13 protein-coding genes are annotated in these 14,626 nt (G+C 74.0%); 6 read left to right on the top strand and 7 right to left on the bottom strand.

Annotation, left to right across the window (positions count from 1 at the left end):
* Positions 1–40: 40 nt before the first annotated feature.
* Positions 41–1,093, top strand: a complete 1,053-nt coding sequence (locus ACFVIM_RS03830; protein ID WP_384297988.1) for a fatty acid desaturase — start codon at positions 41–43, stop codon at positions 1,091–1,093.
* Positions 1,094–1,271: 178 nt separating this feature from the next.
* Here ACFVIM_RS03830 and ACFVIM_RS03825 read toward each other — a convergent pair whose 3' ends face one another.
* From ACFVIM_RS03825 to ACFVIM_RS03810, 4 genes are all read right to left on the bottom strand, one after another.
* The gene (locus ACFVIM_RS03825; RefSeq protein WP_384297985.1) at positions 1,272–1,721 is read right to left on the bottom strand and encodes an ATP-binding protein; all 450 of its coding nucleotides are present in this window, start codon (positions 1,719–1,721) and stop codon (positions 1,272–1,274) included.
* A gap of 344 nt (positions 1,722–2,065) precedes the next feature.
* Positions 2,066–3,073 (bottom strand): acyl-CoA dehydrogenase family protein, encoded by a 1,008-nt coding sequence (locus ACFVIM_RS03820; RefSeq protein ID WP_384297982.1) that lies wholly within the window; start codon positions 3,071–3,073, stop codon positions 2,066–2,068.
* Between the two features lies 1 nt (position 3,074).
* On the bottom strand, positions 3,075–4,214 hold the full coding sequence (locus ACFVIM_RS03815; protein WP_384297980.1) for an acyl-CoA dehydrogenase family protein: 1,140 nt from the start codon (positions 4,212–4,214) through the stop codon (positions 3,075–3,077).
* Entirely contained in the window at positions 4,211–5,479 is a 1,269-nt protein-coding gene (locus ACFVIM_RS03810; protein ID WP_384297977.1) for an amidohydrolase family protein, read from the bottom strand. The genes ACFVIM_RS03815 and ACFVIM_RS03810 overlap by 4 nt, the downstream gene beginning before the upstream one ends.
* Before the next feature lie 314 nt (positions 5,480–5,793).
* On the opposite strand from ACFVIM_RS03810, the gene ACFVIM_RS03805 reads away from it, so the two are divergent.
* Positions 5,794–7,308: a class I adenylate-forming enzyme family protein gene (locus ACFVIM_RS03805; protein WP_384297974.1), complete on the top strand. Its 1,515-nt coding sequence runs from the start codon at positions 5,794–5,796 to the stop codon at positions 7,306–7,308.
* A 75-nt stretch (positions 7,309–7,383) separates the two neighbouring features.
* Positions 7,384–8,250 carry a GNAT family N-acetyltransferase gene (locus ACFVIM_RS03800; RefSeq protein WP_384297971.1) on the top strand — a complete coding sequence of 289 codons (867 nt, stop codon included), beginning with the start codon at positions 7,384–7,386 and terminating at the stop codon, positions 8,248–8,250.
* Here the strand turns inward: ACFVIM_RS03800 and ACFVIM_RS03795 are convergent.
* From ACFVIM_RS03795 to ACFVIM_RS03785, 3 genes are all read right to left on the bottom strand, one after another.
* Positions 8,247–8,438 (bottom strand): hypothetical protein, encoded by a 192-nt coding sequence (locus tag ACFVIM_RS03795; protein ID WP_384297968.1) that lies wholly within the window; start codon positions 8,436–8,438, stop codon positions 8,247–8,249. The genes ACFVIM_RS03800 and ACFVIM_RS03795 overlap by 4 nt on opposite strands.
* 440 nt (positions 8,439–8,878) lie before the next feature.
* A complete protein-coding gene (locus tag ACFVIM_RS03790; RefSeq protein WP_384297965.1) occupies positions 8,879–9,394 on the bottom strand; it encodes an EF-hand domain-containing protein in 516 nt (171 codons plus the stop codon).
* A 321-nt stretch (positions 9,395–9,715) separates the two neighbouring features.
* Positions 9,716–10,090, bottom strand: a complete 375-nt coding sequence (locus tag ACFVIM_RS03785) for an STAS domain-containing protein (RefSeq protein ID WP_384297963.1) — start codon at positions 10,088–10,090, stop codon at positions 9,716–9,718.
* 223 nt (positions 10,091–10,313) lie between these two features.
* On the opposite strand from ACFVIM_RS03785, the gene ACFVIM_RS03780 reads away from it, so the two are divergent.
* The 3 genes from ACFVIM_RS03780 (at position 10,314) to ACFVIM_RS03770 (ending at position 14,545) form a co-directional block, all read left to right on the top strand.
* Entirely contained in the window at positions 10,314–10,895 is a 582-nt protein-coding gene (locus ACFVIM_RS03780) for a sigma-70 family RNA polymerase sigma factor (protein ID WP_384297960.1), read from the top strand.
* Entirely contained in the window at positions 10,892–12,424 is a 1,533-nt protein-coding gene (locus tag ACFVIM_RS03775; protein ID WP_384297958.1) for a zf-HC2 domain-containing protein, read from the top strand. The genes ACFVIM_RS03780 and ACFVIM_RS03775 overlap by 4 nt, the downstream gene beginning before the upstream one ends.
* A gap of 351 nt (positions 12,425–12,775) precedes the next feature.
* The gene (locus tag ACFVIM_RS03770) at positions 12,776–14,545 is read left to right on the top strand and encodes a hypothetical protein (protein WP_384297956.1); all 1,770 of its coding nucleotides are present in this window, start codon (positions 12,776–12,778) and stop codon (positions 14,543–14,545) included.
* Positions 14,546–14,626 lie beyond the last annotated feature (81 nt).

Genomic DNA, 14,626 nt, shown 5'->3' with positions numbered 1-14,626 from the left:
AGCGTCCCGCCCGGCGGATCAGAGACCACAGGAGGCGACGTTGGCCATCTGCCTGGGCGTCATCGCGGCCGGTATCGCCCTACGCCAGGTGGACCGGTGGTGGTTCAGCCCCCGCCGCCGCCCGGTAGCCACCCTGCGCGATATCAGGGCGCTGCAACGCGAGCGTGCCAACGACGTCACCCCGGCCGTGCTGCTGCTCGGTCACTGGGTGGAGTGGGCCGGCTGGTGTCTCGTCGCCGCCCAGGCCGGTCCGGTCGGCTGGGTCGCCGGGGCCGTCGCCGGGGCGGTCACGATGCGGCGGCTCCAGGAGGTCAGCCACTTCGCCGCGCACGGGGTTCTGACGCGCACCCGGCGGGCCGGAACCGTGCTCGCCGAGGCCGCCGTCCATCTTCCGCTGGGCTTCGTGCCGGTTGCCGTCCGCCGCAGGCGCCACGTTCGTGAGCACCACCCCAACGCCACCGTCCCCGGGACCGACCCCAACCTCCGGGAGCTGCACGCGGCGGGGCTGTGCGCCGGGGTCGGCGGGAGGCGCTTCGTCGGCGCTCTCGTCTTTCCGCTCACCCTCGGCGGCGTCCTGGCGACCGTGGGCGGGATCGGCGACAACCTGCGCCACGGCCGGGCCCGTTGGGGGCGGCTGGCCGCGCTCGCCGCCGTTCCGGTCGTCGTCGCCGTGTTCCTGGGGTGGCAGGCGGCGCTGTTCGCCGTCGTCCTCCCCCGTCTGCTGCTGTATCCACAGCTCGCCTGGATGTCCCTGCTCGTCGAGCACCGCTGGTGGGACGCCGAGCGGGTCACCGGGCCGCCGGGCGTCGTCGAGGCCGGGCGCTGTCTGCGCCTGTACCCGCGCCATCCGGCCCTCGCCCTGCTCGCCCGCTCCACCTGGCTCCCGTACGGGGACCTTTACCACTACGCGCACTCCGCCCACCCCGCCGTGCGCTGGAACTATCTGCCCGCTCTGGAACGCGGCGCCGTCGGGGTCCCGGCGTACACCCCGGACGCCCTGCTGCTGGGAGACGACTCCGTCGCCCGGCGGCATCTGCGGGCGCTGACCGCCGCGCCGGAGGCTGAGCGAGCCACCCGTACGGGTGGCCTCTGATGTGCCGTGACGACCCGCTGGTGGTGGGCCGGCCGTCATGATGCCGTTCCGAGGCGACTGCCCCACCCCACACGACAAAAGCACCCCACCCGCCGACAGGGGGCTGTCGGCACATGGGGCGCACAGGAACACCGGCGAGGAACCACGGGCGCGCGCGGCTGCCACGACGGGGTGGGGCTCAGCGGACGCCCGACCCCGTCGCCAGCCGCCGGTAGGCCCGCTCCGGGGCGCCTCGGTCGACCTCGCACCAGATGGACTTGCCGCCCGCCTCGGGGCGCCAGCCCCAGCGGTCGGCGAGGCCGTCGACGAGTTCGAGGCCGCGTCCGTTGGTGTCGTCGCCGTGGGCGTGGCGGGGGCGGGGGGGGTGGGCGCACTGGTCGGCGACTTCCACCCGTACGGTGCCCGCTTCCACGGGGCCCGCGCCGAAGACCATCCGGAGCTCGGCGGGGCAGCCGGTGTGGACGACGGCATTGGTGACCAGCTCGGAGATGAGCAGGATCAGGGTCTCGGCGAGGGGCTCGTCACTCCTTATCCCGGAGCGCAGCAGCCGGGAGCGGGCCCATCTGCGGGCGCGTCCCACCTCCGCCGGGTCGGGTCCGACCTCCAACTGAACCTGGAGCACCTGCACCGCTCACACCATCCGAACCGGCGGACACTTCGCCTCGCGCCTCGACTGGGTCATCGACCTCGACCTCGTCACTGAACGTGACTTCCTTACGGGACAGCATGGTTGACGTACAGTCACCGCAACAAGCGCTTCGGGCATATTCCAGCGCGAAGGAGTACTCATGGTGCATACTGTGCGACGCACGTCGCGGGGAGTCGAACAGAGGCTCGTAGCCCTTGTGGCCAGGGAACTCATCACGACTCGCATCTCACGGAGAGTACCGGAGGCTAGCCCTCCGCACGGGCTCTGACGGATGTCCCCAGGACACAACCCGATATCGACTCTCCGTGACAAGAACGCCAGTGTCATAGTTGCCGAACGACACGGAGCGCTTCCGCGAGTATTTCCTCCGCCTCCACCGCCGTGGGCCGCAGCCGGGCCCGGACCCAGGCGCGTTTCAGATGCGGATGGACCTCGGCCTCCCAGGTGAACCCCATGCCGCCGTGAATCTGGAGACAGTCGCGCGCGTTGCCGACGGCGGCCTCGTCGGCGAGCAGGCGGGCCCCGGCGATCTCGGCACGGCCGCCGGTGACGGCGGCCCCGTGGACGGCGGCGCGGGCGGTCTCCGTCCGTACCAGCATCTCCGCGCACAGATGCTTGACCGCCTGGAAGGAGCCGATGGGCCGGCCGAACTGCTCGCGCTCCCGGGCGTGGCGCACGGCCATCTCGGTGGTGCGGGCCGCGCTGCCGAGCTGTTCGGCGGCGGTGAGCAGGGCGGCGTACGCATCGAAGGGGGCTCGGGGCGCTCCGGCCGGCAGCCGGTGGAGCGGGGTCAGCGGGTCCACCGAGCGCAGCGCCACCGCGCCCGGTACCGCGCGCGTCGCCGAACGGGCCGCCATCCCGTCCGCCACCGCGCCCGGCACACCCTCCGCCGCCCTGCCGCCCGCCCCCGCGCCGTCCCCGCCCGCCCCCGCCGCCGGGCCGTCCTCCCTCAGCACCGCGTCCGACTCCGCCAGCCAGGGCACCAGGTCCCCGTCCACCCGGGTCACCACCCGTTCCCCGGTCGCCGCGCCCACCACCACGCCCGCCGCGAGATGGGTGGCGATCAGCGGGCCCGGCAGCAGCGCCCGCCCCACCTCCTCGAAGACGACGACGGCCGCGACCGGCCCGAGTCCCACCCCGCCACGCTCGGACGGCAGCCGGAGCGCGAAGAGCCCGGCCCGGCCGAGGGCGCGCCACAGTCCCCGGTCCAGCCGTGACGGGCCCGGCGCGTCGAGCGCCGCCCGCAGGGCCTCGGGCGGCCACAGGCGCGCCAGCAGCTCACGGGTGGCCCGCTGAAGCGCCCGTTCGTCCTCACCCAGCCGGAAGTCCATCTCAGTCCCGCCTCTCCTTCGGCAGTCCCAGCACCCGCTCGGCGATGATGTTCCGCTGGATCTGGCTGGTGCCCGCCGCGATCGTGTACGCGAGCGAGGAGAGCCGCTCCAGGGTCCACTCCCGGCCCAGGTCGAGCGCGTCGTCGCCGAGGATCTCGGCGGCCGTGTCGTACAGCTCCTGGCGGGCGTGGGAGTAGCGCAGCTTGAAGACCGAGCCGCCGGAGGCGGGGACCGCGCCGGTGGCGTCGGCCGCGCTGACGTTCGCCTGGACCAGGCGCCACAGGGCGGTGAGTTCGGCGTGCAGCCGGCCGAGGGCGCGCCGTATGGACGGGTCCTCCCAGCGCCCGTTGTCCTGCGCGGCGCGCGCCAGCTCGCCCAGGGTGCGGCGGCAGGCGATGACCTCGCCCGCGAAGGCGGTGCCGCGTTCGAAGGAGAGCGTGACCAGGGTGACGCGCCAGCCGTCGTTCTCGGCGCCGACGCGGCAGGAGAGGGGGACGCGCACCTCGTCCAGGAAGACCTCCGCGAACTCGGCCGACCCGGCGAGCGTACGCAGCGGGCGCACGGTCACCCCGGGCGCGTCCATGGGCAGCGCGAGCCAGGTGATGCCCCGGTGACGCGGTGCGGCGGGGTCGGTGCGGACCAGGAGTTCGCACCAGTCGGCGACCTCCGCGTGGGAGGTCCAGATCTTGGAGCCGGTGACGACGTAGTGGTCGCCGTCGCGGACGGCCCGGGTGCTCAGGGCCGCCAGGTCGGATCCGGCGCCCGGCTCGCTGAACCCCTGGCACCACACCTCGTCGCCGCGCAGGATCGGGTCCAGCCAGCGGTCCCGCTGCTCGGGGCTGCCCTCGGCGGCGATGGTGGGCCCGGCGTGGAGCAGTCCGACGAAGTTGGCGCCGACGTAGGGGGCCCCGGCGCGTTCGGTCTCCTCCAGGTAGACCAGCCGCCGGGCGGCGGGGGCGTCCCAGTGGACGGAGGCGTATCCGGCTCCGTAGAGGGCGCGCTGCCAGGCGGTGTCGTAGGCGCGGCGGGCGGGCCAGTCGTCGGGGGAGGGCCGGGGCGGGAGGGTCGGGAGGGTGGTGTGGAGCCACTGGCGCAGCTCCGCCCGGAAGGCGGCGTCGCCGGGCGTGTCGTCGAGGTTCACGGCCGCGCCGGGGCCGGGCCCCGGTCCGCCGTCAGGTCCCGAGCCCGGCCCTGGGCCCCGGCCGGACCCGAGTCCGCGTCCAGATCCAACCCCAGCATCCGGATCGCGTTGCCTCGCATCAGCTTGTGGATGGTCTCCTCGTCCAGCCCCCGGACATGGTCGAGGGCCACCTCCTTCGTATGCGGGAAGGTGGAGTCCACATGCGGGTAGTCGGTCTCGAAGGTGGCGTTGTCGCGGCCGACGGTGTCGATCGCCGCGATGCCGTGCTTGTCGCGGAAGAAGCAGCAGTAGATCTGCCGGTAGTAGTACGTCGACGGGGGCTCGGGGATCAGATCGCGGACCCCGCCCCAGGCCCGGTGCTCCCGCCAGACGTCGTCGGCGCGTTCCAGGGCGTACGGGATCCAGCCCATCTGGCCCTCGCTGTAGGCGAGCGTGAGGCGGGGGAAGCGGACCAGGACGCCGCTGAAGAGGAAGTCCATCATCGACGCCATCGCGTTGTTGAAGCTGAGGGACGCCTGGACGGCGGGCGGGGCGTCGGGGGAGGCGGCGGGCATCTGGGAGGAGGACCCGATGTGCATGTTGACGACCGTGCCGGTCTCCTCGCAGACGGCGAAGAAGGGGTCCCAGTAGCCGGAGTGGATGGAGGGGAGCCCGAGGTAGGTGGGGATCTCGGAGAAGGTCACGGCCCGGACCCCGCGCGCCGCGTTCCGCCGGATCTCGGCCACCGCGAGACCGATGTCCCAGAGCGGGATGAGACAGAGCGGGATCAGCCGTCCGCCGCTGTCGCCGCACCACTCCTCCACCATCCAGTCGTTGTAGGCGCGCACACAGGCGAGCGCCAGTTCCTTGTCCCGGGCCTCGGCGAAGGTCTGGCCGCAGAAGCGGGGGAAGGTGGGGAAGCAGAGCGAGGCCTCGACATGGTTGAGGTCCATGTCGGCGAGGCGGGCCGTGGGGTCCCAGCAGCCGGGGCGCATCTGGTCGCGGGTGATGCCCTCCAGTGTCATCTCGTCGCGGTCGAAGCCGACGGCCGCGATGACCCGTTTGTAGGGGAAGAGGAGGTCCTCGTAGCGCCACCAGTCGGTCGGCTGGCCGTCGGGGTCGGTGGTGAAGCGGTACTTTCCGCCGGAGTAGACCAGGTCGCCGATCCCGGCGGTGAGGGGTTGGGGTCCCCGGTCCCGGTGGCGGGCGGGGAGCCAGGTGCGGAAGAGGTGCGCCGGTTCGATCACATGATCGTCCACGCTGACGATCCGGGGGAGCTCGGCCATGGTGTCCTCCGTGCCGGTAGAGGCGTCCCGGGCGGTCCATCGTCGGGGACGGCCTGTCGTCGGGGGCGGGGCAACGGGCCTGACCTCCCGTATGTCCGGCGAACGGTGCCGCCGGCCCGGAGCCGGACCGTGCCCGTGTCGGTGCGCCCGCGACCCGAACCCGCCCGGCCGTCCCCCGGAACATCGTCCTGATGCACCGTCAGGCTTGCCGCTACGCAGGCTAGCCCCGCGCCCCTGGACCGGCAAGGCGGGCGCCCGTACGCTCCTCTCCGTATCTGACATACCGTCAGCTCACTCTGGAGGGGACGCACGGCATGGACGAGACCGCGACCGCGCCACACCCGCTCCGCGACTGCCGCACCCTGTGGGAGCTGACCGACCGGCGCGCCCGGCTGACCCCCCACCGGCCCGCCCTGCTCCAGGGCGAACGGAGGCTCACCTTCGGGGAGCTGCGCGGGCGCGCGGAACGGGTGGCGGCGGGACTGTACGCGCGGGGCGTGCGCCCCGGGTCGACCGTGGCCTGGCAGCTCCCCACCCGGATCGAGACCGTCGTCCTCACCCTGGCGCTGGCCCGGCTCGGCGCGGTCCAGTCCCCGGTGATCCCCTTCTACCGCGAGCGCGAGATGGGCTTCGCGCTCCGCGCGTCCGGCGCGGAGCACGTCGCCGTACCCGGCGTCTGGCGCGGCTACGACCACACCGCGCTCGCGGAGCGGCTGGGCGCCCGGGGGGTCTTCCCGGCGTACGAGGGGCTGCCGGAGGCCGACCCCGCCACCCTGCCCCCGCCCCCGGCCGACGGCGAGGCCGTCCGCTGGCTCTACTGGACCTCGGGCACCACCTCCGACCCCAAGGGCGTACGCCACACCGACCGCTCCCTGATCGCGGGCGGCACCTGTCTGGCCGACGCGCTCCGGCTGACCCACGCGGACGTCGGATCGATCGCGTTCCCCTTCGCGCATGTCGGCGGGGCGGACTACCTGGTGATGCTGCTGGTGCTGGGGGTGCCCGCGCTCCTGGTGGAGCACTTCGCGCTGCCGGAGGCGCTGCCGGAGTACCGCCGCCACGGCGTGACCGTCGCGGGCGGCTCCACCGCCTTCTACTCCCTCTTCCTCGCCGCCCAGCGCGAGCGGCCCGGCGAGCCGCTGATCCCCACCCTGCGGCTGCTGGCGGGCGGCGGCGCCCCCAAACCGCCGGAGCTGTACCACGCGGTCGTCCGCGAACTGGGGTGCGCGCTGCTCCACGGGTACGGGATGACCGAGGTCCCGATGATCACCATGGGCTCGCCCGACGACACCGACGCACAGCGCGCCACCACCGAGGGCCGCCCGCCGCGCGGCATGGAGATCCGTATCGCCCCCGACGGGGAGGTCCTGCTCCGGGGCGAGGCCGTCTGCCAGGGCTATCTCGACCCCGCCCAGACCGCCGAGTCCTTCGACCCGGACGGCTTCCTCCACACCGGCGACCTCGGCCACCTCACCGACAGCGGCCATCTCGTCCTCACCGGGCGCCTCAAGGACATCATCATCCGCAAGGGCGAGACGATCTCCGCGCAGGAGATCGAGGAACTGCTCCACACCCTTCCCGCCATCGCGGACGCGGCGGTGATCGGCCTGCCGGACCCCGAGCGCGGCGAACGCGTCTGCGCGGTCGTGGAACAGCCCCCGGGAGCGCCACCGCTGACCCTGGCGGAGGTCACCGCCCAGCTGCGCGCCCGGGGCCTGGCCCCGCACAAGCTCCCCGAACGGCTCGAAGTCCTGGACGCCCTCCCCCGGAACGCGGCGCTGCGGAAAGTCCTCAAGTACCGGCTGCGGGAACGGTTCGCGCCGGACTGACAGCGAGGTGCCGTCCCGCGCGGACCAACCGGAAACCAGGTGCGCCCGGCCGGTGCGCCGGGGTCTGATCAGGCCATGACGATCACCTTGGAGACACCGGGCGCCGACCGGCTGGACGAGGCCGTGACCGCGCTGCGGCGATGGCAGGACGACCGCGCGCCCCTGCACCTGCACCCGGGCGATCTGGGCTGGTTCTGGCGGTACGGCACGGCGGCGACGGCCACCGCCGTCAGGACCTGGACCCGGGACGGCCGCGTCCTCGCCGTCGGCCTGCTCGACGGCCCCGGGCTGCTGCGCCTGACCACCGCCCCCGACGCCCGCCGGGACGAGGAACTGGCCCGGCGGCTGGCCGCGGACATCACCGGACCGGAACGCGGAGTGCTCCCCGCGGGGAAGGCGAACGTCGAGGCCCCGATGGACGCCCTGCTCCATGCGTCGCTGCACGAGGAGGGCTGGGACACCGACGAGCCATGGACGCCGCTCCGGCGCGACCTCGGCGCACCGGTGCCGGACCCGGGGTTGCGGATCGAACAGGTCGGACCGGAGCGGGCGCACGCCTTCGCCGACGTGATCCGGGCGTCGTTCGACGGATCCCGGTTCACGGCGGACCGCTGGCACGCGATGGCCGCCGGGACCCCGTACACCGACGCCCGGTCCCTGCTCGCATACGACGACCGGGGCGAGGCGGTGGCGGCGGTGACGGTCTGGTCGGCCGGTCCGGGCCGGCCCGGACTGCTCGAACCGATGGGCGTCCACCGGGCCCACCGCGGCCACGGCCACGGCACGGCGATCACCCTCGCGGCGGCGGCCACCCTCCGGCAACTGGGCTCGTCCAGCGCCCTCGTCAACACCCCGAGCGCCAACACCGCCGCCATCGCCACCTACCGCTCCGCCGGATTCCACCCCGGCCCCGAGACACGGGACCGCTGCCGGGACGCCTAGCGTCTGGCCCGGGCGCCGGGGGTCGCCGCTACGCTCGCGCGCGCGGGCAGTCGCCAGCGCTCGTGCAGTCCGGCCCGTGCCAGGCTCAGCACCCGCCCGGCGTCCGCGTCGTCATAGGCCATCTGTGACTTCTTGAGCAGTACATAGCCTTGCATCGCCGGGGCGTCGGCCTCCTGCGCCCACTCCATGGCCCGGTCGTACCAGAAGACCGCGGCGGTTCGCTGCCGGAGGTCCCGGTGAAGCCATCCGGCGAACTCGGCTCCGTCCGCACCGACTTCCAGCAGTGCGTTCCGTACCTCCGCCTTCGCTCCCCCGCCGTCAGCGGCGGCTCCGGCGGTGGGCCCGAGGAGACCGGTGGCACGCGGATCAGCGGGAGACGAGGGACTGGGGAGTCCCGAGTGGGCTACGGAAGAACGGCTCCGCGCGGGCCGGGCGCCGGAGCCGCTCGGCGCTCGCACCGGAAGGGCGAGCGCCTGCGGGGACGTGGTGCGGACGGACGACGGGTGGTGGGGGGCAGGGTGGACGGGGTGGCACAGGAGCGCGCTGTCACGGCCGGGCGGAGTGAGCGGGGAACCGCACGCGTCCCGCCGGGGGGCGGGTCCGCGTCCGGGACGGCGCGCCCCGTACGTCAGGGCTGTTCGGGAGTGACGTAGTAGGCGGCGAAACCCGCGAGCGCCTGCTCCTCGCTGATCCGGCCGTCACCGTCGCTGTCGAGGCCCGACGCGACGGCAGCCGCGCCGCCCGGGGAGACACCGAGCACCCTCAGCACCCGCTCGACGGCCGGGACGGTCATCCCCTGCCCGTCCTCGTCCGCGATGGCGATCACCGCGTGCAGAAACGGCCGGGCGATCTCGGCGAACCGCTGCGGATTGTCCCGCAGCCGCTTCACGGCGCCGGTGATGAACTCCTGCCGGGTCACCCGCTGGTCGCCGTCGACGTCGGCGATCCCGGCCATGCCCTGCCAGAACGCCTCCGCGCCGCTGTAGAGGTCCTGCCCCTTCCCGCAGCGCGCGGTGACGGAGAACTCCGAGAGGATCGCGGCGGCGGCACCGCTGAAGTCCTGACGGTCGATATAGCCGTTGCCGTCCTGGTCGAAGGCGGCGAAACGAGACGCGATCTTGCGCTCGTACTCTGAGCTGTCCATGCGGGGAGGGTACGGCCCCATGCCCGCGACGCGCGCGGGTACCCACCAATTCACCTGCGCGTATCCACTTTTTCACCTGGAGCGACGGTACGGGGATGACCCTGGCCGCCCCCGTCGCGCCCGGCTCGGCCCGCCCGCGGCACCCGGGCCGTGCGGGGCGCCGGGCCGGGTGAGGCGACACGTGCGGCGGGACGTGCGGCGGAAGCGTTCGCGCCGTGGATGTGGATACGGAGAACCGCGCGCCCTTCGCACGGAGAGCGCCCGGGGGAGCGCGCGTCCCGGGCGAAGCGGCCTCACGCCTCACGCCTCACGCCTCACGCCTCACGCCGACAACGGTGTCGCCCCGTCCCCCGTCGCGGCCGCCGTGTCCGCGTAGACGGCGAAGAGCCGCCGCACTCCCAGCGCGGCCAGCACCCGGTTCACATGCGAGCCCTCGGCCGCTCCCCGCGCGGGGAGCACCAGACGCAGCCGTCCGCCACAGGAGTGCAGCAGTCGGCGCGCCGCGATCAGGACACCCACCCCGCTGGAGTCACAGAAGACGACCTCGCCGAGGTCCAGCACCACATCGCGCCGCCCGGCGGCCACCGCCGCGTGCACCTGGCGGCGCACCTCGGGCGAGGAGACCAGATCCAGCTCCCCCACAATGCGCAGCACGAACCATCCGCCCTCGCGGCTCGTGTCCACCGTCAGCGCCACCGCCCTACCTCCTCAAGCGCGCCCTTCCCCGCCTCCCTGGCATAAAACCCCCAGCAGATGGCAGATTTCCGGTGTGGGTGGCCCAATATCACCCTTCCCCTCTCCGGGGGACGCACTTGACGCAAAGAAGCGTGCGCCACGGCCACGCGCATTACATTCGAGAAGGGGCCCCTGGGCACGGAAAGGAACCGGGGCACTACACAGGGCGATGCTGGGGGGTCGAATGCCACAGGACACACCACCACGCTGGGACCGCAGGATGCAGCAGCGGCTCGCCCGGGGCGAGGCCGCGGCACTCGGTGAGCTGTACGACCGGTTCGCCTCCCTGGTGCATATGCTCGCCCACCGGGTACTCGACGACGACGACGCGGCGGACATGGTGACCCGCGAGGTCTTCGGCTACATCTGGGAGAACCCGGACGCCTACGACCCCAAGCAGGGCTCCCTTCGCTCCTGGGTGGCGAAGCTGACCAACAGCCAGGCCGTGCACCGGCTGCGCCAGACGGAGGCTGCCGCCCTGGCGGCGGGCGCGGGCGGCTCGGCCGAGGAACTGGAGCAGAAGGTGCGCCGCGCGGCGGTGGCGGCCCGCGCCGACTACATCGTCACCTCGATGCCCGCTCCCCTGCGGGCCGCGCTGGAACTGGCCTACTTCGGCCGCCGTGACTACCGGCAGACCGCCGCCGACCTCGGGGTCACCGAGGACGAGGCCCGGCGTCGGCTGCGGCTGGGCCTCCAGTTGCTCGCCACGGCCCACACCCGTCCGCTGGAGGGCTCCACCCCGCCCGGATACGGACGTTCGCTGTGACCGGCCCCGGCGGCGACGGTCCCGGTGACGACGGGGAGGGGCATGAGGAGGTACGCGGGGCGGCGCCCCGGATACCGGGCCCGCGCACGGCGGCGGACGACCTCACCCCGCCACGGACCGGTCCCACCCGGCCCGACGGGCGGTCCACACCGCCGGGCCCGGAACCGGGCCCGCCACCAGGCACGGAACCGAGCACGGAACCGGGGCGGTCCACACCGCCCGCCGAACCCGCCTCGCCCGGTGCGGACCCCGCGCCGGGCGGAAGACCGGTGCCGCGGGTTCCGGGGGCACCGCCGGACCCCGTACCGCCCGGCGGCGGCCCGGCGCACGGACCGGGTGCCCCTATGAACCCCACAGGCCCCGCAGACCCCACAGAACACGCGAACCCCAGCACCTCCAGCACCCCCGGCGCCTCCCGTGGCGAGCTTCCCGAGCCCTCCCACGGTGTGCTCAAGTCCCTCCTCGGCGCCTGGGCCCTGGCGGCCTGCTCCCCCGAGGAGGCCACCGCCGTCGAGGCCCATCTCGGCGACTGCGCGCCCTGCGCCGACGAGGCGCTCCGGCTGCGGGACGCGGTGGCCCTGCTGCACACCGAGCGCGATCTCGACCTCGATCCGCTGCTGCGCTCCCGGGTGCTGGAGAGCTGTCTCGGCCGCCGCCCGGCCCGCGTCCCCGTGCCGGAGTGGGCCGCCCCGTACGACGCGGAGACCGCGCGGCTCGACGCGCTGCTGCGCGACATCGGCGAGTCCGAGTGGCACGCCCCGGTCCGGCTGCGCTGGTTCGACGGGGTGGGCGGGGCGTCCCGGCGCACCACGGTCGCCGGGGTGATGGGCCATCTGCTCACCGTGGACGGGGTCGTCGCCCACGCCCTCGGGCTCGACGACCCGCTCGGCCCGGACGCGCCGCGCGTCCCCACCGGCCGTACGGAGCGTTTCTGGCGCTCCGCCCGCCACCCCACCACGCGCGAGGTGCACGGGCCCTGGCGGGACCAGAGCCACACCCTGATCCGTACGGTGTCGTTCGCGGGCCGGGGTGTGTCGGACCTCTCCGTGTCGTACGGGGACTTCTCGCTGCCGTTGCGTGACTCGCTGCTGGACCGGGCCTTCGAGTGCTGGATCCACGCGGAGGACATCGCGGACGCGGTGGACTATCCGTACGACCCGCCGCGCGGCGCGCATCTGAACCGCATGATCGACCTCGCGGCGCGCTTGCTCCCCGCCGCTCTGGCGGAGCGGCGCCGGGCCGGGCTGGCGGCACCGGCTCAGCACCTGGTGATGGCGGGCGCGCCCGGCCGCTCGCTCCATCTGGAGATCGAGGGCGCGGGCGGCGGGGACTGGTTCATCGCCCTGGACTCCCCCGCCGCGCTCGCCTCCCCCGAGCAGGCGGTCGCCCAGGTCGCCCTCGACGGCGTCGAGTTCTGCCGTCTGGTCGCGGGCCACATCACACCGGAGGACGCGGCGGCGGGACAGGACGGGGACCGGGAGGCGATCCGTGACGTGCTGTTCGCGGCGGCCTCGCTGAGCCGGATGTGAACCCGGGCGGCGCCGGTACGGGCGGAAGGTGACGCCGGGGCGCGGCGGGACCACGCGTGCGGCGCCGAAGACCGCGGCGCCCGTACGGAGGGCGGGGGCGCGCCGCCGGGCGGCACCGCGCGGCCGACCCATGGTCATCAACCCCCGGCCCCCGGCGATCGTGGTGCGGACGGGATATGTCCCGGGTGGTCCCGGTGCGGCGGGAACGCGGTCCCGCCATGGAGCCGCCCGGCTGCGTGATTACGCGTGATCTTGTAGAAGCACGGTGTGGTCACCGGGACATGAGTGGTTCCTGTGACCTGTGGCCCTGTGGCCCTGTGGCCAGTGACCCGACCATCCACCGGAACTCCCGTGAAGGACGACTCCTCCGTGCCCGGACCCCTGCCCAGACGGGGGCGCATAGCGCCGCCCGGACCCCCGCGCCGCCTCCCGCTGGCCGCGCGCGCCCTCGCGGCCGCCGTCACCGCCGCCGCGCTGCTGCCGCTGACGGCCGCGGTGCCCGCCGCCGCCGTACCGTCCCCCACCCCCACGACGAAAGCCACGACGAAAGCCACGACGGCAGCGACAACGGCACCGCCCACGGCCGGCGCCGACGACCGGCTCGCGGACGACGGTCTCGCCGACGAGCCGGCCGGCGAGCAGAACGACCGCGTCGGCAACGACGGACCGCCCGCCGCGCGCGGAACATCGGCGCCGCGCACCGCCACCGCCGCCGGACGGCCCCAGGACTTCCGGATCGCGCCCACGGGCGATCTCGGGGGGCTCGTGACCCGCCTCGGGACCTCGCTGCCGCAGCAGACCCTGACCAAGCTGCTGGAGCAGACCGACCGGACCGCCCGCCTCGGCGGGGCCTGCGGACCGGAAGCGCACTTCGGCGCGTCCCTGCGGCCCGAGCGCCGCGCCTGCTGGGAGCCGGCCGACGCCGTCTCCAAGGAGTGGATCCCCCAGGGCATCAGCGGGATCTCGGACGCGCAGGAGGACGAGCGCTGGGGCGCGTCCCCCGCCGACCCGGTCGCGATCTCCTCGTACGACGCGGACAACCCGGGCCGGGGCAACCGGGTCAACGAGCGGGACTACTGCCTCCAGCCGGGGGTGGACGAGGCGTGCAACGAGAAGGGCGTACGGGTCACCTTCCTCAACCAGCTCACCGGCGCCTACCGCCATGTGCTGCTGGTCTGGCCGTACCTCAACCCCCAGCGCAATGTGTCCTTCGACGCCATCCACGCCCGTGAGGGCACCTGCCCCGAGTTCGGCCCGCTGGCCCCCGACTGCATGGCGCAGGAGGGCATCCACGCGGGAGGCATCGTCTGGTACGGCGACCACCTCTATGTCGCCGACACCGCCAACGGTCTGCGCGTCTTCGACCTGGGCACCATCCTGGACCTGGACGCCGACCAGAACCCCGCCGTCCATGACCGCACCCCGGACGGGCTGACCAGCAATGTCCAGGACCAGGTGCGCGTCGGCCGCCACAACAACGTCTGGTACTCCTACGGCTATCGCTACGTGATGCCCCAGGTCGCCACCCTCACCTTCACCACCCCCCGGCACGGCGGCGCCACCGACGAGAACCAGTGCTACCCCACCGGCCGCCCCAAGGCGTCGTACGCCTCCCTGGACCGCACCGGCACCAAGCACCTGATCATCGGCGAGTACTGCAACCTCAACAGCGAGGGTGCGCAGAGCCCCGGCCGGGTCGCCGCCCTCCCGATGCCCGCGCTGGCCGCGGCCGTCAGGGGAACCGAGGGCGCCATCGACGCGACCGAGGCGTACGAGCTGCCGCGCGGCGCCGTCCTCGGCACCGGGACCGAGCCCCTGTGGCACAAGATCCAGGGTGTGGAGCGGTATGAGGGCCGCTGGTACTTCCACCGCAGCAACGGCGGCTCCCCCGGCAAGCTGCTCCGGGCCACCACGGCCGCCGGAGCGTTCACCCCGCACCCGGTCGTGCTGGACTCCGTCATCGGCCCGGAGGACCTCTACCTCACCCACGGTCGCGGCAGAAACCTTCCGCCCGCCCTCTGGTCGCTGAGCGAACACGCCCCGTCCGCGAGCTGTGCCACCTGTGCGCGGGAGGTCTTCTCCTATCCGCTGTCCCAGGTGGACGGGGGCTTCACCCCCTGACCGCCCCGGCGGTACGGGGAGGGGCTGGCCCTTCCCCGTACCGCCCCCGCCCCCGGGCGCGGCCCGGCGGCCGGACGGACG

This window comes from Streptomyces sp. NPDC057638 (assembly GCF_042800315.1).
Lineage (GTDB): Bacteria > Actinomycetota > Actinomycetes > Streptomycetales > Streptomycetaceae > Streptomyces.
This window is presented reverse-complemented; position numbering and strand designations above follow the sequence as displayed.

Excerpts from the sequence above, each read along its gene's own strand:
- ACFVIM_RS03800 (WP_384297971.1), top strand. The coding sequence starts at position 7,384 with ATGACGATCACCTTGGAGACACCGGGCGCCGACCGGCTGGACGAGGCC.
- ACFVIM_RS03810 (WP_384297977.1), bottom strand. The coding sequence starts at position 5,479 with ATGGCCGAGCTCCCCCGGATCGTCAGCGTGGACGATCATGTGATCGAA.
- ACFVIM_RS03820 (WP_384297982.1), bottom strand. The coding sequence starts at position 3,073 with ATGGACTTCCGGCTGGGTGAGGACGAACGGGCGCTTCAGCGGGCCACC.
- ACFVIM_RS03805 (WP_384297974.1), top strand. The coding sequence starts at position 5,794 with ATGGACGAGACCGCGACCGCGCCACACCCGCTCCGCGACTGCCGCACC.
- ACFVIM_RS03780 (WP_384297960.1), top strand. The coding sequence starts at position 10,314 with ATGCCACAGGACACACCACCACGCTGGGACCGCAGGATGCAGCAGCGG.
- ACFVIM_RS03795 (WP_384297968.1), bottom strand. The coding sequence starts at position 8,438 with ATGGAGTGGGCGCAGGAGGCCGACGCCCCGGCGATGCAAGGCTATGTA.
- ACFVIM_RS03790 (WP_384297965.1), bottom strand. The coding sequence starts at position 9,394 with ATGGACAGCTCAGAGTACGAGCGCAAGATCGCGTCTCGTTTCGCCGCC.